This is a genomic window from Oribacterium sp. oral taxon 078 str. F0262 (assembly GCF_000160135.1).
In the GTDB taxonomy this organism is placed as follows: Bacteria; Bacillota; Clostridia; order Lachnospirales; family Lachnospiraceae; genus Oribacterium.
This window is the reverse complement of sequence record NZ_GG729935.1, coordinates 42,170-61,144: the sequence shown is the minus strand read 5'-3', so window position 1 is coordinate 61,144 and position 18,975 is coordinate 42,170. Positions and strand designations below refer to the sequence as shown.

15 protein-coding genes are annotated in these 18,975 nt (G+C 55.3%); 3 read left to right on the top strand and 12 right to left on the bottom strand.

The genetic code is table 11. The features are described 5' to 3' along the window. Nucleotides 1-5: 5 nt before the first annotated feature. A complete protein-coding gene (locus GCWU000341_RS07730) occupies nucleotides 6-896 on the bottom strand; it encodes a helix-turn-helix domain-containing protein (RefSeq protein WP_009215323.1) in 891 nt (296 codons plus the stop codon). A gap of 275 nt (nucleotides 897-1,171) precedes the next feature. On the opposite strand from GCWU000341_RS07730, the gene GCWU000341_RS07725 reads away from it, so the two are divergent. Beyond that, nucleotides 1,172-2,119 carry a dihydrodipicolinate synthase family protein gene (locus GCWU000341_RS07725; protein ID WP_009215321.1) on the top strand — a complete coding sequence of 316 codons (948 nt, stop codon included), beginning with the start codon at nucleotides 1,172-1,174 and terminating at the stop codon, nucleotides 2,117-2,119. Then, the gene (locus tag GCWU000341_RS07720; RefSeq protein WP_009215320.1) at nucleotides 2,119-2,568 is read left to right on the top strand and encodes a YhcH/YjgK/YiaL family protein; all 450 of its coding nucleotides are present in this window, start codon (nucleotides 2,119-2,121) and stop codon (nucleotides 2,566-2,568) included. Before GCWU000341_RS07725 ends, GCWU000341_RS07720 begins: the two co-directional genes overlap by 1 nt. A gap of 47 nt (nucleotides 2,569-2,615) precedes the next feature. On the opposite strand, the gene GCWU000341_RS07715 is transcribed toward GCWU000341_RS07720, so the two are convergent. The 8 genes from GCWU000341_RS07715 to GCWU000341_RS07675 all read right to left on the bottom strand — a co-directional run bounded on the left by GCWU000341_RS07715 (nucleotide 2,616) and on the right by GCWU000341_RS07675 (nucleotide 12,630). Beyond that, nucleotides 2,616-3,083 carry a hypothetical protein gene (locus tag GCWU000341_RS07715; protein ID WP_040653893.1) on the bottom strand — a complete coding sequence of 156 codons (468 nt, stop codon included), beginning with the start codon at nucleotides 3,081-3,083 and terminating at the stop codon, nucleotides 2,616-2,618. A 1,126-nt stretch (nucleotides 3,084-4,209) separates the two neighbouring features. After that, nucleotides 4,210-4,689, bottom strand: coding sequence for an RbsD/FucU family protein (locus GCWU000341_RS07705; RefSeq protein WP_009215315.1), 480 nt, complete (start codon nucleotides 4,687-4,689; stop codon nucleotides 4,210-4,212). A gap of 27 nt (nucleotides 4,690-4,716) precedes the next feature. After that, the gene (locus tag GCWU000341_RS07700) at nucleotides 4,717-5,841 is read right to left on the bottom strand and encodes an ABC transporter substrate-binding protein (protein ID WP_009215314.1); all 1,125 of its coding nucleotides are present in this window, start codon (nucleotides 5,839-5,841) and stop codon (nucleotides 4,717-4,719) included. A gap of 235 nt (nucleotides 5,842-6,076) precedes the next feature. Beyond that, on the bottom strand, nucleotides 6,077-7,054 hold the full coding sequence (locus GCWU000341_RS07695) for an ABC transporter permease (RefSeq protein ID WP_009215313.1): 978 nt from the start codon (nucleotides 7,052-7,054) through the stop codon (nucleotides 6,077-6,079). Further along, complete coding sequence (locus GCWU000341_RS07690) at nucleotides 7,051-8,556, bottom strand: sugar ABC transporter ATP-binding protein (RefSeq protein ID WP_009215312.1); 1,506 nt, start codon at nucleotides 8,554-8,556, stop codon at nucleotides 7,051-7,053. Before GCWU000341_RS07690 ends, GCWU000341_RS07695 begins: the two co-directional genes overlap by 4 nt. A 63-nt stretch (nucleotides 8,557-8,619) precedes the next feature. After that, nucleotides 8,620-9,297 carry an L-fuculose-phosphate aldolase gene (locus GCWU000341_RS07685; RefSeq protein ID WP_009215311.1) on the bottom strand — a complete coding sequence of 226 codons (678 nt, stop codon included), beginning with the start codon at nucleotides 9,295-9,297 and terminating at the stop codon, nucleotides 8,620-8,622. A gap of 93 nt (nucleotides 9,298-9,390) precedes the next feature. Beyond that, nucleotides 9,391-11,169: an L-fucose isomerase gene (locus GCWU000341_RS07680; protein ID WP_009215310.1), complete on the bottom strand. Its 1,779-nt coding sequence runs from the start codon at nucleotides 11,167-11,169 to the stop codon at nucleotides 9,391-9,393. 15 nt (nucleotides 11,170-11,184) lie between these two features. Further along, nucleotides 11,185-12,630 (bottom strand): rhamnulokinase, encoded by a 1,446-nt coding sequence (locus GCWU000341_RS07675; RefSeq protein WP_040654004.1) that lies wholly within the window; start codon nucleotides 12,628-12,630, stop codon nucleotides 11,185-11,187. Nucleotides 12,631-12,930: 300 nt separating this feature from the next. Between GCWU000341_RS07675 and GCWU000341_RS07670 the strand changes: the two genes are divergently transcribed. Beyond that, nucleotides 12,931-13,710, top strand: coding sequence for a DeoR/GlpR family DNA-binding transcription regulator (locus GCWU000341_RS07670; RefSeq protein ID WP_040653890.1), 780 nt, complete (start codon nucleotides 12,931-12,933; stop codon nucleotides 13,708-13,710). A gap of 75 nt (nucleotides 13,711-13,785) precedes the next feature. On the opposite strand, the gene GCWU000341_RS07665 is transcribed toward GCWU000341_RS07670, so the two are convergent. The 3 genes from GCWU000341_RS07665 to GCWU000341_RS07655 all read right to left on the bottom strand — a co-directional run bounded on the left by GCWU000341_RS07665 (nucleotide 13,786) and on the right by GCWU000341_RS07655 (nucleotide 18,901). Continuing rightward, nucleotides 13,786-15,438, bottom strand: a complete 1,653-nt coding sequence (locus tag GCWU000341_RS07665) for an ABC transporter ATP-binding protein (protein WP_009215306.1) — start codon at nucleotides 15,436-15,438, stop codon at nucleotides 13,786-13,788. 1 nt (nucleotide 15,439) lies between these two features. Beyond that, nucleotides 15,440-17,269, bottom strand: a complete 1,830-nt coding sequence (locus GCWU000341_RS07660) for an ABC transporter permease (protein ID WP_009215305.1) — start codon at nucleotides 17,267-17,269, stop codon at nucleotides 15,440-15,442. Between the two features lie 183 nt (nucleotides 17,270-17,452). Further along, nucleotides 17,453-18,901, bottom strand: coding sequence for a hypothetical protein (locus GCWU000341_RS07655; protein WP_040653889.1), 1,449 nt, complete (start codon nucleotides 18,899-18,901; stop codon nucleotides 17,453-17,455). Between the last annotated feature and the right edge of the window lie 74 nt (nucleotides 18,902-18,975).

The following is an 18,975-nucleotide window of genomic DNA, read 5'->3' as shown; positions in this document are numbered from 1 at the left end:
ATGATTCACATTTCCCGGGAGGTGCGGCGGTATTCCTGAGGCGTAATGCCGAAAACCTCCCTAAAACATTTCGAAAAATAGCTTGGTGCCTCATAGCCCAGCTTATAGGCGATGGAGGATACCGGTTCATTGCTCACAAGCAGCTTCCTGGCCGCGTTTGTCATCTTAGTGTCCTTTATAAAATCGTATAGTGTCTTCCTTGTCTGTTCTTTAAACAGACGCCGCAGCGTGCTCTCACTGATCTCTGCCATCTCACAAAGCTCTCTGGTGCTGAAGTTCCTTTCCGGATAAGTAATGATGGCATCCAGAACCATGGTAATACGCGGGTCATTCTTTCGGGCAGAGGATTTCATAGCGCGTCTTCGTATATTTTCCACGTCAAACCGCGCCTCCATCTGTCTGCGCTCTTCCTCCGGTGCAGCGTCCTTATCGAAGTCATCCGGAGACACCCGCGCCAGCCGGGCGCAGATCAGATTCAGATAGCCGCGGATCTCCAGATTCTTAAAGCTCGTCCTGCTCAAAGCACTGGAATATGCATTCTCAAAATAGCTGCGCATATCCGGCACATTGGAAAAGTTGTGAATGATCGGGACATTCCATAATGCCCGCAGCATATCCGTGTCATCCAGCTGCACAGAGCCGACAAAGCGAATGCTGATAAACACGATCTCTTCCTTTGCGGCACAGGATAAAATACTCCCCTGCGGGATATAAAATACATCTCCGGGCCCCACATCATAGGCGCTCTCCCCCAGCGAGAAGACCGCGGTTCCGGAAATGACGTAGCGAATGAGTGAGTATGGCACTGTGGCGGCAGGGTAAACCCAGTTTTTGGAAAAGCGATATTTATCAATATATAAGAAGACAGGAGAATAGTTGGAATAAATCGCATCCATTGCGGATTCCTCCTTTTACTTTGCAGAACCGGTTTTCCATTTGCAGGCAAACAGCTCGGATTAGCATCCAGTCTCCAGCCTTGCCGTATACAGTCATATTATAGCAGTTTTTTTATATTTATCAAAATGATCCATGTAAATCATAATCGTATAATTATATATTTGAATATTTCTTCTGGTTTACTTCGATATTTTGCCTGCTATACTTAGCATAAAAAACCGGAAGCACTCGACTTTTTTCCTGTTCCGCACATCTGCACTTTGGAGAAATCATTATGAAGGATATCCGTAAATACCGCGGCATTCTGCCCGCATTCTACGCCTGCTATGCACCGGACGGCTCCGTCTCTGCAAAGGGAGCCAGGGCCCTGACCCGCCACCTGATCTCTAAGGGAGTCAAAGGTCTCTATGTGGGAGGCTCCTCCGGAGAATGCATCTACCAAAATCCGGAGGAACGAAAAAACATTCTGGAAGCCGTCATGGAGGAAGCAAGGGGAAAAATCACCGTCATCGCTCATGTCGCATGCAGCAATACCGCAGACTCCATCGAGCTTGCCGCTCATGCGGAAAGCTGTGGTGTGGATGCCATCGCAGCCATCCCTCCGATCTACTTTCATCTGCCCGAGCACGCCATAGCCGCATACTGGAATGCCATAAGCTCTGCCGCAGCGAATACTGAATTCGTGATCTACAATATTCCGCAGCTGGCCGGTTCCGCTCTGACGATATCTCTCTTGCAGGAGATGCTGAAAAATCCAAATCTTATCGCCGTCAAAAACTCCTCCATGCCGACCCAGGATATTCAGATCTTTAAGGATGCCGGAATTTCCGCCCGCGGTGCGGATGGCTTCGCTGTCTTCAACGGACCCGATGAGCAATTCGTCTCCGGCCGTGTCATGGGAGCCGATGGCGGAATCGGCGGCACCTACGCCGTTATGCCTGAGCTCTTTCTCCGAATGGATGCATTGATTGAGGAAGGAGATATCCCCGCCGCCCGCAGTATCCAGTATGAGGTCAACCGTATCATTTATAAAATCTGTGAAGCCCGCGGAAGCCTGTATGCCGTGCAAAAGGAGATCCTTCGCCGCATGTATGGTCTGGAGCTGGGAGGCGTACGATCCCCTTTGCCAAATCTCACCCCCGGAGATGAAAAAATCACGGCAGAAGCACAGCATATGATCGAGGCCGCCGCCAAAAATCTAAATGAAAGAGGCAGAAAATAATGGTTGTGGATTCTCTTTCTCATATCACCCGTTACAAGGGCCTGCACCCCAATCTGGACACTGCCATCGAATGGCTGAGCCGTTATACTCCGGCCGAACTGGAAAATGGCAGGAATGCCATAGATGGGGACAGGGTTTTTCTCAGCATTATGGATGCCGAGCTGCGGGATGCCGAGACCGCAGCCTTTGAATACCACCGCCGCTATGCGGATTTACAGTTTGTCCTGAGCGGAAGTGAGCATTGGGGCTTCACGGAAGAAGCGGAGTCGAAGGGCGATTTCCATTTCACCGAGGACTGCGGCTTCACCTCCGGTACGGAGAACGCCGGGGGCATTCTGAAGGAAGGATACTTTGTCCTCTTCTTTCCCGGTGAGCTGCATAAGCCAGGCTGCAGAACCCCTTCCTGCACCCGCGTTCGAAAAGCAGTCATCAAAATTCTGATGGAATAATCGAAAATTTCAGCGGATAATATTTCGAATATATGAAAGCGGGAACGTCAGTCCATCAAATGCATTTTTTCCCACTTCTCCATGTTTTCCCTATATTTCTTCCTGAGCTTATCGCACAGCCAAACAATCATGTCAAGAACGAACAGCCCTGCCGCCGCACGAAGCACAGTGCCGATGAGCAGTGGACCCAAGAAACTGGAAGGAATATCCGTATCGAGAAAGATGTCATGTAACGCATATATCGTAATAAGGGCCGCAAGTACTGCGTCTGTACACGCAAAAATCACATAGGCAGAAGCGTTCGCTTTGATCTCTTTCACAATAGCGATCATGATAAGGCAAAGGCCTAAAATATACAGCACGGGGATTAAAAACATAGACCAGAAGCTGAATATACCCCATAAAGGTTCCGCAAACTTCGATAGCTTTATGATCTTCATCATCCCCGCCACGGCACAGGTACATGAAATGGCTATCGCGAATGAAGCGAATGCTCTGTACCAATATTTCGGCATGTCTTTTCCTTTCTGTCATAGACACCAAGCTCGAAAAACGAGCTGCCCAAGCTTCTCTTCAAAATTTTTTACGCTTCCCTGGGCATAGATCATTTTTCTATCATTTTGATTTTCGCATGATTCACTGTGAGGGGAAGAGGGGGATCCGGCTTCAGATAATCCTCCAGTCTGCGCATATTTCCCGTTTGAAAGCAGCGCGGAGCATTTTTGCAGAAGGCGGTATTTGGGAGATTAGAGGCATTGGCGGTGGGCCATGGGCGATAAGGGCAAATCCCAAAGATCATGTCGCTGTCAATCTGGTCCCGGGAGCTTAGAAGAGCAGAGCTTCCGCCGTCCGCATAGGCTCCGTGATCCGGATAGAGAGTGTGAACCGAATGGGTTTTCGTCTGGATATAATGAGCTCCGAAAATGCACAGGGCGGACTCCCCGGGTGGGATAGAAATCCTGAGCTTCCGGCCACCCTGTGCAAAAGAAAGAATAGTTTTAAGCAATCGGGAAAGCGGCTTCCTCGCTCTCCAAAGATCTCGAGGAGACGCGCCCCGAAGCTCGGCCGGGAAGACGGAAAAACTCCGTCTGTTTTGGGACTTTCAGACTGTCCCGAAGGAAAGCCGATATCAAAAAACAAGGGGGAAGCGGCAAAGGACCGGATGAAAAAGGGCCATACCGGGGACCCCGGCATTACAGATCGAAAAGCTTTAAAAAAAGCTTCCGGAAGATATCGGCTCCAAAGGCTGCCGTCGACAGTGAAAAACGAATTCGTTGTCCCTAGTATAAGGGATGGGAAGGGCTAAAGCAAGTGCTGAGATTATTTTCGTGAAAACAGAGTTTTTTCAGGTATTTTGCCATGGGAAAAGCACAACTTCTCTTCCGGAGTGGTAGAAAATCACCGAATCCGGCACAGACGATAAACCAATCTTACGTCACGCAGCAGACTCCTATCTCTATTTTACCGTTCGCTATTTCCACATTCCAGCTCTGCAAAAAGCCGTAAAGAAGATGGCGGAGCCGCACGGGAAAGATAAAAGTCCTGCCTTCCCTGTCGTAAGACAGGACTCGAAGGCAGGACTCGATTCTTATTCTGCAGTAATTTTACATGGCTTCACTGCTTCAAGGCAGGGCGGCATTCTCAGTCGACGACTCCCTTTTGCAGGATGACATTGGCATAGAGCGCCCGCTCGGAGCTTGCGATGATGAGGTAGGCCTCTGATGCTTCTTTATAGAAGCGGAAGCGCTCAAGATGTCCGATCCTTTCTTCTCCCTCCGCACTCCCCTTGGGGCCGGCTGGATTCGCTCCCCGCGTTTCTCCCTCATGCTTCTCCACAATCCTTCGGAAGCTTTCCCAGATCGGCGTCTTCGCCTTGTCTCCCGGGACCTTTTCCATGAGGAGCACCGGCTGCTCCACATAGTGGTCCAGCGGGAAGAGCGCGAGCACCGCGTCCAGAAGCTCTTCCGCCCCGCAGCCGTCCATGCGGATCACCTTGGCATTCTTCCCGATGGACTCCGCGGGAAAGTTTCCGTCCGCTATGACAAGTCTGTCGGAATGCCCCATTTCACAAAGTGCCTTCAGAAGCTCCGGCGACAGTATTTTCGGAATCCCTTTTAGCATCACTCCTCCTAAAAGCCGCTGTCCGCTCTACTCGTAAAGACAGGGCTTGATCTCACTGTCCTCCATGTTGTTCTTGTCATACCACTTCGCCCCGGTGTCCACGTCACTTACCGCCTTTCCGTCCGCGGCTTCCACAGCGAGCTTCACGGCCTGATAGCCGATCTGCACCGGGTCCTGTGTGACAGCGCCGGCGAAGAGTCCGGAGCGGACCGCATCCAGAAGCTTCGCGCCCGCGTCGAAGCCGACCGCCACGACCTTTCCCTCTCCGATCTTATCCAGGCCCTCGTTTGCGGTAATGATGGCATTGCTCGCAAACTCATTGGAGCCGTAGACCGCGATCAGGTCCTCCTTTTCCAGGATGGCGGATGCCACCGCCGCTGCGTCCGCATCCTTGACCTCAGCGGGGATCCCGACGTCGAGGATGAGCTTCGCGCCGCTCTTTTCCTTTTTCAGGCTGTCATGTCCCTCGACGGATACCTTGTCCTCTCCGACCTTCTTCGTCATCTCATCCACGAATCCCTTCGTCCTCGCCACGATGGACTGAGAATTTGACTCCTGGGCGATGACGCCGATCCGCACCGGCTTTTCCCCGTCCAGCTTGTCCTTTATGAGCTCGTAAAGCTGATCGGCCGCGAGGGCACCCGCCGCCGTATTGTCGGTCGCCGCGTTTGCCTTGATCGCTCCCGATGGGGCATCCGGTACGCCGGAGTCAAAGCCTATGATCGGGATATCCGCGTTCATCGCGTTCTCGATGGAGGAGAGGCAGGCCTTGGTGTCCAGCGCCGCGAGGCAGATCGCAGTCGGCTTCTTCGCGATCGCGGCGTCCAGATACTCGATCTGCTGCGCGATGTTGGATTCCGTATCCGGCCCCTGGAAGGTCACATCGACATTGAATTCCTCCGCCGCCTTCTTCGAGCCCTGCTCCACGGCCTTCCAGAACTGGTGCTGGAAGCCCTTTGCGATCACGTCGATATGCTGCTTTCCGCCGGCTGCCTCACTCCCCGAGCCTCCCTCCTCCGAGCTCTTTTCGGAGCTGTCCGCCGCTGCCTTCGTGCTCCCCGCATCGCTTCCCGAGGTGGAGGCGCCGCTCCCGCCGCAGGCCGCAAGCACTACGGCTGCCGCTGTCATCATTGCCAAAATACTTTTTTTCATCACTTTTCCTCCTGATATAATCCTGCCGATGATATCGGCAATGCCATGCTTACCGTGTAAGTGTATCAGTCCGACGTTTTCCGGTTTATAAACAGGCCATCCGCCTACCCGATGTTCAGAGATTTGAGAGCTCAAAATCGCTTGCGCGCCGCCGGACGCGGCAGTCGGTGTGAAACGCCGGATAAAGCATCCATACCGATTGCGAATCCCCCTCAGACGACACGCAGCGGAATTCCTATCCTCTCTTTCTGTTCAGGATGTCCATATAGACCGCAAAGATCAGGATCATCCCCGTGATGAAGAGCTGGTAGTGCGACTGCACGCCGATGTAGGGGAAACCGATCTTTAAGACGGTCATGATAAATACGCCGATAATCGTGCCGAAGATGGAACCCACACCCCCTGATAGGGAGGTCCCGCCGATCACAATGCCCGCGATGGCGTCCAGCTCAAAGCCATTTCCGGTATTCGGCTGGGCCGTCGTAAAGACCGCCACATAGGCGATGCCGGCCAGGGCCGCGAAAATGCCGGAGAGGACATAGGCCAGCGTCTCATACCTTGCGATATTGATGCCGGAGAGACGGGTCGCCTCCTTGTTCGATCCGATGGAGAGGATATATCTCCCGGCCTTCGTCTTATTCAGCACGAGCGCCATGACAGCGGAGAGCAGGGCGAGAAGGATGAAGCCGGTCGGAAAATTCTTCGGAAGCACGCCTCCCTCCCTTGTTATCATGAAAAATTCCCGAAACCACGCGCCCGGTGCGTCCCCCTGCGGGAAGGAGATGGTCTTCGTCTTCGATACGATAGATCCCAGGCCCCGGGACATCATCATGGTCCCGAGCGTCGCGATGAAAGCGGGAAGTCCCATTCGAGAGACCATGATGCCATTCAGAAGGCCAAAGAGCGCCCCGGTGAGCAGCATCACAAGGAGCACAGCTCCCATCGGGAGTCCCCTCTCCATAAGCGTCCCGCCGATCAGGGCAGAGCAGATTGCGACGGTGCCGATCGAGAGGTCGATTCCCCCGGTCGAGATCACAAAGGTCGTCCCAATCGCCATAAAAGCGACATAGTAAGCGGATTTTGCGATATTGGTGAAGGTCGTCGCCTTCATGAATTTCGGAGTGATCAGCGAGAAGGCGATACAGATGACGAAAAGCGCAAGCAGCACTACCGCCTGTTGATTGGACCAAAGCTTTTTCATTTTCTCATTCATTCTTTATCTCCTTCGCGCCTGGTCGCGGATTCCATGATGATCTCCTGGTTCACCTCGGAGATGTCCAGCACCCCCGTCACCCGTCCCTCGCACATCACAATGACGCGGTCGCTCATTCTCAGGATCTCGGGAAGCTCTGAGGAAATCATGATGATGGATTTCCCCTCCTCCGCGAGATTTTCCATGAGCCGGTAGATCTCGCTCTTCGCCCCGATATCGATGCCGCGAGTCGGCTCATCGAAAATAAGGATATCGCAGTTTCTGACGAGCCACTTCGCGATGACGACCTTCTGCTGATTTCCCCCCGAGAGCTTCCGGACGAGCTGGGTGGCAGAGGGCGTCCTGGTCTTAAGTTTACTCACATAATGCTCCGCGCAGCTGATGGATTTCTTTCTGTCGATGAAAATCCCCCTCATAAAGCGGTCCAGACTCGCGATCACCGTGTTTTCCTCCACAGACTGATCGACGATCAGTCCGAAGCGCTTCCGGTCCTCTGAGAGATAGCCGATTCCGGCTCTGACAGCGTCCTCCGGTGTCCGGATCTCCGTCTCCTTTCCGTTTACGAAGATCCTTCCGGAGTCCCTGCGGTCCGCCCCGAAGAGAAGCCTCGCCACCTCGGTCCTGCCGGCCCCCATCAGGCCGGAAAATCCCAGAATCTCCCCCTTTCGGAGAGAAAAGCTCACATCTCTCACATGCTTTCCGCGGTTCAGATGCTCCGCCCGGAGTACCTCCGGCGCATCCTTTCCGACTCTCGACTCTGTCTTTGGCTCACTGAATATGGTGCGGCCGACCATAAGCCTTATAATATCATTTTTTCCACAGCTCTCCGTCTCGAGCGTCCCGACGAATTCCCCGTCCCGCATGACTGTAACCCGGTCTGAGATCCTCCGGATCTCATCCATTCGATGCGAGATATAGATCATCCCGGTCCCCTTTTCCCTCAGGTCCCGGATCACCTTAAAGAGCTCCTCGATCTCGGACTCTGTGAGCGCCGCCGTCGGCTCGTCGAAGACGATGATCTTCGCTTTTTTGGAGATCGCCTTCGCGATTTCCACCATCTGCTGCTTTCCGACCGTGAGATTTCCGATCTTCTCCGCCGGATCGATCGAGATATTGAGGAGCGAGAAAAGCTCCGCCGCCTTCCTCTTCATGCTCTGATCGTCGATCAGGGCTCCCTTCATGATCTCCTTTCCGATGAAGAGGTTCTGCGCCACCGTGAGATCGTTCATCATATTGAGCTCCTGATGCACGATGACGATCCCCGCCTCTTCGGACTCCGCCGGTCCCCGGTACTCGACCTCACGCCCCAGATAGCGGATCTCCCCCGCATCCTTCCGGTAGATTCCGGTCAGTATTTTCATAAGCGTCGATTTCCCGGCACCGTTTTCCCCCATCAGCGCGACGACTTCACCGCTCCGCAATTCGAGCTCGGCATTCCGAAGCGCCGCGACTCCCGAAAAGGACTTCGTAATATTTTTCATCGTGAGTATTACTTCGCCCATATAAACTCCTCTGCCCGCTCCCCGGCCATACTTTCCTCCCGGACGAGGCCGGCAAGCATCGACTCAGCCCCTCGTCTCTTCCGTCTCCCGGCGGATGCTTTTCTTCTGCCCGTAGCTCTTGAATTTCTCCGCCATTTTCTTCATCTCCTGCTCGGAGAGCAGCACCGGGTCTCCGATGCTCTTCGCCTTGACATAGATCTCAGAGCAGTACTCTACCTCTTCGATGATGTTAAAGGCATTCAGGAGGTCTTTCGCTCCGGCGAGGATCCCGTGATTTGCCAGGATCACGGCCTTCCTGCCGGCCATGGCCTTCGCCGCATTCACCGCGAGCTCATGCGTCCCATAGGTCGCGTACTCCGCGCAGCGCACTGTGGGTCCGGCCACCGCGATCATATAATGTGTCGCCGGAAGCTCCCAGTGCAGACAGGCAAGCACCGTCGAATACATCGTGTGTGCGTGGATCACCGCGTCGATGTCCTCTCTCTCCCGGTAGGACAGAAGGTGCATCTCCCACTCGGAGGAGGGCGTCCGTTCTCCCTCCACGACCTTTCCCGAAAGATCCAAAATCACGATGTCCTCCGGCCGGATCTCATAGAAGTCGATCCCGCTCGGAGTGAGGGCCACCTGCCCGTTTTTCCGATCGAGGATACTGAGATTTCCCCCCGTGCCCTTCGTAAGCCCCGCCTCACAGAGCTTCCTCCCGTACCGGACCAGCTCCTCTCTCTCTTTTTCCATCCGCATAGTTCTGTCCTCTTCCTCCTCTTCCCCTCTCCCGCCCCAAAAGAAGGGGAGCGGGAGAGGTCCTGCCGCGGGAATTTCTCCTCGTTTCCCGCTTTAGTGATAGAGCGGCCCGTAATAGGCGCACGCCCTGAAATCCTGCCCCTCCGGATCGGAGCTTCCGAAGCCGTTGAAGGAATGCGGGCGGAAGATGCGCTCTCTCTCCACATTATGGAAGCTGACGGGGATCCGAAGCATGGATGCGAGAGTGATAAGCTCCGCTCCGATGTGTCCGTAGACTGTCGCGCCGTGATTTGCTCCCCACTTCGCCATGACCTCATAGACGGAGCCCGCCGCTTCACCGCAGAGCTTTGGCGCAAACCAGGTGGTCGGCCAGGTGCGGTCTGTGCGCTCATCCAGGATGCGGTGCACCTTTGGATCGAGCACGCAGGTATAGCCTTCCGCAAGCTGCAGGCTTGGGCCGACTCCCTCCACGATATTCACGCGGATCATCGTTACCGGCATCTCCGCCTCCGTCTTGAAATGAGAGGAATATCCGCCGCCCCGGAAGTACTCGTAGTTCGCCCGGCACCAGTCCGTCTTCTCGAGGAGGGCCTGCATATCTTCGGCACTGAGCTTCCACCACTCCTTCATGCAGCCCTCTCCGGCTTCATTTTTCGCCGCGGCGCTTCCGTCCAGGCAGCTCGCTCCGGAATTGATGAGGTGAATAATGCCGTTTTTCGCCCTCCCCGTGAGCTCCTTTCCGCTGACTCTCTTCACAGACTCCGGGGACCAGTAGGTTCTGACATCGCTGAAGATCGGGGCCTTATTCGTCAAAAGCCAGCCGAACATCATCGCGATGCCGTTTAAGGTATCGTTCTCCGTCGCAAAGGGAATCGGCTGCTTCGGGCCGTTCCAGTCCAGGCTGGAGGTCATGATGGCCTCCGTGAAGTCCGCGTTCGGAAGCCAGTCCGTCCACATTCTCTGGCCCTGGAAGCCTCCGGCGAGTCCATTCCTCCCAAGAGCCTCTTCCTCCCAGCCGAGCTCCTTAAGCCTCGGATTTCCCTTCAGGATGTCCCGGACCACGAGGGCATGCTTTACGCAGAAGCTCCACTGCTCCTCCTCCGGAATAAAGCGGGATCTTTGGATAATCTCCGGGAAGTCCTTTCCCGCATTGCAGTCGAAGCCCTCCCTGCAGTTTTTCCTGACCCAGGCGATGGCCCTCTCGTATTCCTCCGGATCGTAGATCGAGAGCTGGATGCGCCGGAGGATCTCCGTCATATCGACCCACTCTGTCCGCATGCCGAGATACTTCTGGAGGAAGTCCACATTGACGACAGAGCCGGCGATCCCCATCGAGACAGAGCCCAGATTGACGTAGGACTGATTCCTCATACTTCCGACCGCGACGGCAGCCCTCGCAAAACGGAGGATCTTCTCCCGCACATCCTCCGGGATCTCTCTGTCATCCTTTTCCTGTACTTCATGGCCATAGATGGAAAACGCGGGCAGCCCCCTCTGCGCGTAGGCCGCCATCACCGCCGCAAGATAAACCGCGCCGGGTCGCTCTGTACCGTTGAAGCCCCAGACAGCCTTTATGGTGAGCGGATTTAAGTCCATGGTCTCCGTGCCATAGCACCAGCAGGGAGTGACCGTCAGAGTGGCGCAGACATTCTGCGTCGAAAAATACTCCTCGCAGCGCGCGGCCTCCGCTCCTCCCCCGATGGTGCAGGGCGAGAGCACGCATTGAACGGGGCTTCCATCCGGATAAAAGAGCTCAGACTCAATCAGGCGCTTCGCGCTCTCCGCCATGGCTCTGCACTGCGCTTCCAGCGATTCTCTGACACCGCCCCAGCGTCCGTCGATCGTGGGTCTGATTCCGATTTTTCCGTACATTTTTATCTCCCTTCCTCATAGCTGAAAGCTTCGCTTCTCCCCCGGGCGGTAATGCCGCATCCCGGATTCCGCAAGAATCCGCAGCGCGCCCTGCTCCGCACTCTCGATCTCTCCCAGCGCCTGAAGCTGAAGCAGGACATTGCCAAGAGCACTGGCTTCCACGGGACCCGCGAGAAGCTCCAATCCGAGCCGCTCCGCGATGAGTTCACAGAGAAGAGGGGAGCAGGTCCCGCCTCCAATCATGTGGAGCCTCTCATAGCGCCTTCCGCTTCTTTTCTCGACGGCCTCCCTGCAGCTTCGGTATTTCTCCGTGAGGCTCTCATAGATCAGTCGGAAGTACGCGCCCTCTTCCTCCGGGAGCGCCTCTCCCCTCTCTAAAAGCCAGCTGTCGATGCTCTCCTTCGCCCCTCTCTCCCCCGCTCCGAATCTCGGATCGGAGAGATCGACAAGCACTCCCCTCCCCGGTCTTTTCCGGAAGGATTCCGCCGCTTCCTCTGTGATTCTCTCATAGGACAGCTTTCTCGCACCATCCTCCCTCTCCGACTTATACTTTTCCAGGAGGTAGAGACCCGTGATATTCTGAAAGAGGAGCTTGGAATCCCGATATCCAAGCTCATTGGTGAGGCCGAGCCGGCAGGCCTCCCTGCTTCGGTCCGAATGCTCGAGTCTGGCCCCCATCAAGGACCAGGTCCCGCAGCTCAGAAAAAGCGTGTCCTCCCGCCTCGCGGCCTCGGTGATAAAGATCGCGGATGCAGTGTCGTGTCCCATGACGCTGATCACCGGGATGTCCAGAGTCCGAAGCTCCGGTATCCTGGAGTTTTTCGTGCTTCCCAGCACGGTTCCGGCCTCCCGAAGCTCCGGAAAGAGCGAAGGAGGGAGGGAAAATCGCTCCGCGATCTCAGCGCTGATTTCTCCGCTCTCGATATCCAGAAGCTGGGAAGTGGACCAGATCGTCCTCTCCCCCGATATCTCCCCGGAGAGAAAATAGAGGAGAAGATCCGGCAGCATGAGAATCCTTCGGGCTCTCTTAAACTGCTCCGGCTCTATCTTCCGGAGGCTGAGAAGCTGAAAGAGTGTGTTGATCGGCATGGGCTCCGCGCCGCTTTTTCGGAAGAGCTCCTCTTGATCCATCCGAAGGAGCGCTTCCCGATATCCCTCGATATGCCGCTCGTCCCGGTAGGAGATCGGCTCCTCGATGAGCTCTCCCCCTTCATCCAGCAGTCCGAAGTCCACTCCCCAGCTGTCGATCCCGACGGAGGAGATCTCCGCCTGATGCTGCACTATGGTATCCCGAATCGAGGAAAGGATTCTGTCCCATTCCCAGCGCTTCCTCCCATCCTTCTCCACGATCCGATGCTTGAGCCGAAGGACCTCCTTAAAGTGAAAGCGCTCTCCCTCGATCCAGCTGAGTATTCCCCGAATGGAGGTCGCTCCCATATCGATCGCCAGCACCTTTTTCATCTCCGCACTTTTCCTCCCTCCGGTCCAGCCTCTTTGCCCCCGCCGTTTTCCATCCGGCACAAAGCTCTCTTTTTTATCGCCATAAGGGACACGCATACCAAATCCTCTGTATCGTTGATACCGCCCTCTAAGCTTTATGCCTTTTGACATGGATGTTTATAAGCCGAGTCTAGCACAGTGATATATTGTTTAAAATATCTTGCCAATCTCTTGGCTTATATTCTTAAATCATGCTATAATCGTTCGTAATTGTTCAAATCCGTTCACATTTTTATACATAATCACAGGAGGAACAGTATCGTGGATCACTACGAGCGAAGAAGGGAGATCCTGAATCTGCTCAATCAAAACGGAGGGCAGTGCAGCGTGAGTTCCCTCTGCAAAAAGCTCTATCTCTCCCGTTCCACGCTTCGGAGGGATCTCCTTCATATGGAGGAAAACGGCCTCATCCTCCGTCACCACGGCGGGATCAGCCTCGCGGAAAACCGAAATACGGAAAATTCTCTGCCCCTTCGCAAAATGAAAAATCCGGAGGCAAAGCTCCGGATCTCTCGTCTCTGCCGGAGCTTCCTCCGGGATCATATGGTTCTCTTTCTGGACTCCTCTTCGACCGTGAGCTACTTAAGCCCGATTCTCCTGGAATTTCAGGATCTTACCGTCATCACAAACGGGATCCATATCGCAGCCGCTCTGAATACCGCGAGCAATATCCGCTGCTATATCTGCCCGGGACTTCTGAAGCAAAAAAGCCTCTCCATCCTGGGAGAGTATTCGACGGAATTCCTGGCGCAGTTCCACGCGGACGCCGCCTTCTTCTCCGTAAAGGCACTCCGGAAAAACGGAGTCTTTGAGGGGGACGATTCTCAGGCACTTTGTAAGCGCGCCATGCTCAGAAATGCGGAGCAGCGGATCCTTCTCTCCGACCACTCAAAGGAGGAAGCGGTCGGCTATTTCAAGCTCTGCGACTATACGGAGATCAATGAAATCGTGAGCGACGCTCCCTTCCATCCGGATCTCACGGAGCAGATCGAAAGATCCGGCTGCCGCATCCTCTTTCCCGGCGCAAAAAAGGCTCGATAAAGCTCTAAGCCCGAGAAAAATCCCGTCGGGCCGTAAAAGGAAAGGGCCTGACGGGATATAAAGGTTCAAGGAAGCTCAAGGCAGGATATCCAGGCTTCCCGATGCGATTCTCCTCCCCGATTTCCGGTCAAAGAGCAGGATATCCTTCCCGTGGATATGGATGGACTTCTCCTCTCCGATCCGGTATTCCGTCTTTCCAAAGATCACGGAGGTCAGAAGGTAGCCGCCCAGGCGAAGCTTCAGGGTCGACTCCATGCCCGTCGGCATCGCGCCGTAGATCACGGCCGGGAGCTCTCCGCTCTCCTCGATCCCGATCGCCTCCGGGCGGACGGCGAGGATGAGATCCTCATTGCTGAGGACCGGGTCCTCACGGATCGATTGGTCCTCCTCTTCCACCCTCTGGATGTGGCAGCGGAAGACCTCATCCTTATTGAGCTTCTCCACCGCCCGCTTTTCCTTAAGCCTCTCGTTCTCTCTCCGAAGGGATTCCTCGGCCTCCTCATCCCTCTTCTTAAACCAGTCTTCGAGAACAAGCGGCTCCTCCGGATGGAAGAGGGCTCTTTTCCCGTCCAGGATCGAGAGCTCCACAGCGCCCTCCATGTTCTGACTCCCCTTCGCCTCGATGAAGTTGATGGAAGGATTTCCGACGAAGTCCGCCGCAAAGAGATTCTCCGGCAGCCGGTAAACCGTGAGCGGAGGCGCGTACTGCTGCAGTACCCCGTTGTTGATGAGGCAGATCCTCGTCGCGAGCGTCATGGCCTCCATCTGATCGTGCGTCACATAGACGAAGGTGCTCCCGGTCTCGACATGGAGCCTCTGGAGCTCATAGCGCATCTCAAGGCGCAGCTTCGCGTCGAGATTGGAGAGCGGCTCATCCATGAAGAGGACCTCCGGCTCCGGCGCAAGTGTCCGGGCGATCGCGACTCTCTGCTGCTGCCCCCCGGAGAGCTCCGCGGGATAGCGGTCCATGAACATGCCGATGTTTACGATGCGGGCGACCTCCCGCACCCTGGCGTCAATCTCCTCTGTGCAGAGCTTCCGCTTCTCGAGGATCGGCTTTCCGTCCTTTAGGATCTCAAAGCTCTGCCCGAGCTTCTGCCCCCTGTCCTCATAGCCCTTTCGGATCTCCGAGAGCTTCGCCTCATACTCCGCCCTCTTCCCCTCCGCGGCGGCGTCGGCATCCGCGGCTTCATGGATCCGAAGCGCATAGAGCTCCTTTGCCGTCTGCATGGAGAGCCCGAAGCTGTCGATCAGCTTCACATAGACCTTCTCCAGGTTCAGTCTTCCGCTTTTGTCCCGGCAGTCCTCCACAAGATCCCGGATCTTCTTCCCCCTTCTCAGGGCACGGGAGAGGTCGGAGAGGACCTTCGCCTCGATATCCCGCTTCGGAAGCTCCTCCTTCACATTTTTCAGTCCGAAGGAGATGTTCTGATAGACCGTCATGTTCGGCCAGAGCGCATAGTTTTGGAAGAGGAAGCCCACTCTCCTTTTATTGGCCGGCACGTTGATTCCCGCCTCGCTGTCGAAGACGACTCTCTCCCCGATCTGAATCCTCCCCTCCGTCGGCGTTTCCAGTCCCGCGATCATGCGGAGAATGGTGGTCTTTCCGCAGCCGGAGGGCCCGAGCAGAGTGATGAAGGAATTGTCCGGGATCTCGAGGCTCAGGTCGTCTACGCCAAAATAGTTGTTCCAGCGCTTTGTGATGTGACTTAAAATGATTTTTGGCATATCAACCTCCGATTCCGTTGTCCAGGCTTGCGCCGGTCAGTTTGTTGACAAGAGTATTGAAGAACAGGATCGTGACGATAAGGATCAGGTTGATCGCGCTGGAAAACGCGTACAGCCCCATCTCGTCGAAGTAGTCGAGGGTCGTGGACAGGATAAAGCCCTGGGTACAGAGCAGGAGGAAGAGAGAGAGCTCCCGGAGACAGGTCATAAACGGCAGACTGAAGCCGCTGATGATCGAGCTCTTCTGAATCGGGATGATGATCTGAAGCATCCTCTTCCACCAGGGAATATTCTGGATGATCGCCGCCTCCTCGATCTCATTGCTCAGCTGCAGCATTGAATTTAAGGAGCTCCGGGAGGCAAAGGGGATGTACTTGATCACACCGGCGATGATCAGAAGCGTATAGGTATTGAAGAGATTCAGGTGCTTATTGGAAAAGAGAATGAAGAAGGCCGCGCCCACCGCGAGAGAAGGCATCAGGTAGGGGAGGAAAGCCATATTGTTCACATAGTTTGCCCAGCGGGACCTCCGGTTCTTCGCCACCGCATAGCCGATCAGGGTTCCGATGCTCCCGGCGATCAGCGCACAGGCGAAGGCCAGGTAGAGCGTCCCGAAGAAGGCCTTCCAGATCGTCGGATTGTAGAGGATGCCGAGCTGTCCGTACATTCCGCTTTCCGTGATATTTTCATGCGTGATCCACCACTTCGCAGTGAGATTCGCGCTGTCTCCCGTATAGAGGAAGCTGTAATCCCCGGGATTTGGCAGGAAGGTCTCCAGCGCAAAGAGAAGGATCGGCCAGATGGAGGTCAGGAAGGTCAGAATGAGGAAAACAAAGCCAATGCCGTATCTTCCGCCCTTTCCGAGGTGTATCTTCGAGAGCTGGCCTGACTTTCCGGTGACAGTCGTATAGTTCGCACGGCTCCTCAGAGAGAGCTGGTTCACAGCGAGGATCAGGATGCCGAAGAGCATCATGATGATCGCCAGAATGCTGGCCTCCCCCGTATATTTTGAGTTCAGGGAAATATACTTCGTGGAGAGCGTCGTAAGTCCCAGATAATGGGGAACCGGATAGGAGCCCATGGAGGAGCCGAAGACCAGAAGGATTGTGCTCAGGATCGCGGGCTTAATCATCGGAAGCGTGATCCGAAACAGGATCTTCCACTTCGGTGTGTCGAGAATCGTCGCCGCCTCCTCAAGGTTTGCGTCCATATTCTTGAAGATCCCCCCGATCAGGATATAGGCGAAGGGAGCGTAGTGGAGGCCAAGCACCACAGCGCTCGGAAAGAGCCCGAGGCAGAACCATTTCGGCATATAGATATGAAAGAGCGTCGCGAGGAGACCGTCCGAGGTCCCGAGAATCCGGTTCGAATTGAACATGTTCTGCCAGACGACGGCCAGCGTCCACTGCGGCATGATGTAGGGAAAGATGAAGATCGCGCTCAGATATTTCCGAAAGCTCATGTCGGTTCTCGTCACCAAAAAGGCGAAGAAGCCCCCGTAGAAGATCGAGACCGCGCAGGAGAGCATGGCGAGGAGCAGCGTATTGATAAGCGGTCTCCAGAGATTTGCCGCCGCAAGTCTGCTCGTGAAAAGATCCACATAATTGACGAGGCTGAAGCCGCTCGCCTTCCCGGTCAGGTGCTGATCAATCGTGCCGGGATGGATCACAAGGGTATCCCGGATGATGGCGGCAACCGGCGCGATCGTAGTGATACTCAAAAGAATTCCGAAAATAAGAAGAATCAGGTTCTGCGGCTTCGAAAAAAATCCTCTGATCTGATTTCGAAAAGCGACGCCGCCTCCCCCTCCGAGTCTGATGTTCTCTGTCATAGCGTCTCCCTGTCCTCTCCGCGGGCTTTCTTCCCATCCCTCTCCCCGGTGCCGTGTCCATTTTCCCGGAGCAAAGGGCAGGCTCCCGCAGCCCTTTCTCCGGCGCTCCCCTGGAAAAGGGGGCACGCCCTCCGGCGCGCCCCCGAAAACTGCCTCTCACGGACTGATCCCGCGCTGTCTGTCCTATTTCGCGCTTTGCTTATCCGCGTTCTTATTCAGAAGCTCGATCCAGGAGCCGACGGTAAAAGCGGCATCCGCGCAGTACTTCGGATCCTCCAGCACGAGCTCGCCCTTTGTGGTCCACCACTCATAGCCCCGGTCATTTTTCGCGTCGTAGACATTCTCTCCGGCCTCGTTATAGCCGCCCTTTGCGTGGTTATAGGTCTTTTCCGTCGCCTCTGCGACCACGGGATTCATGGAATAGCCTCCCATATCCTTCCCCCAGGCGGAGAAGCCCTCCTCGGTGCAGGTCATATAGGCGATGAAGGCACAGGCCGTCCAGGGAAGAGGACTGTTCTTTGTGAGGAAGAGGTAGTGGTCATAGCCAAAGCCTCCGATCCCCGTGTAGTCATCCTGATAGGCCGCGACCGTGATATTGTTGACGGAGACAGAGGAGGATTCCTCGACGGAGCGGAGCTTGGAGTAGACCAGGAGTCCGGACTGCCCCGCCGCGGAGGTATCCACCAGGGTGTTGCAGATCGGACCGTCATCGGTCTGCTCGTTGTAATTCTCCACCCAGCACTTGATCCACGCGAGAGCGTATTTTCCGTTCTCCCCGAGGTTCAGATCCTTCGCATCTCCCTCGACTCCCTTCAGGATCGGATCAAAGTAGGCCTTCTTCTGATCGTCCAGCTTCTCATAGGCATCCTTCAGAAGTCCCGCGTACTTGTCCTCCGTCAGCATATAGAGGAAGTTCTTCCCGACGAGCTCGGAATCCACATCCATGAAAAGCGGATGCTGTCCCTCCGCGACGAAATCCCAGCAGTTTGTGAACTTCGCGTCCCCTGTGTCATTGAACATGAAGACCTTGTTCAGGACCTGAAGGGGGAGAAAGCCTTTGTAGTCCTCGGCGCTGGTCTTATTGGCCTCCGCCCACTCCTTCGGGATATAGGTCCTGAGAATTCCGGTGTCGACCATCTTCGTCTGGATCTGGTTCCCATCCTGGATGAGCGTCATGGCGAAGGTCCCGCTGGGCTTCAGAGAATCCGCGGTGAGCTGCTCAAAGATCTTATTGTTCTTTGGCTGCTGCCACTCGAATTCCATGTTATAGCTCGGATCCACGCTCTTCAGATAATCGATGAAGAGCGGGAGCGCCGACTTTCCGCGGCTGGAATTGCCCACGCCGTAGAAGGTCTTGCCGTTTGACTCCTCTATGGCCTTCTTTGCGAGCTCCTCCATGCTCATGGTCTGCGCTTCCTTGATGACGGCATCGACAGCACTCGAATCTCCTCCCTTGGCATCCGCCGCCTTCTCTCCGGACTGGGAAGCGTCCTCAGACTGCGCCGCTGCGCTCCCGTCCGTCTTCGCCTCCGTCCCCTTCTGCTCTCCCCCTGTCTGAGAGCCGCCGCAGGCGGAAAGCGCCGTCAGCAGCAAGGTTCCCGCGAGCAGTAAAGAAATGCCTCTCTTTTTCATAATTACCTCCCTATTCTCGTAAGTCCACATCCGGTCCTGTTCTTTCCCCGTCATTTTCGTGGGCGTTCTTCTAA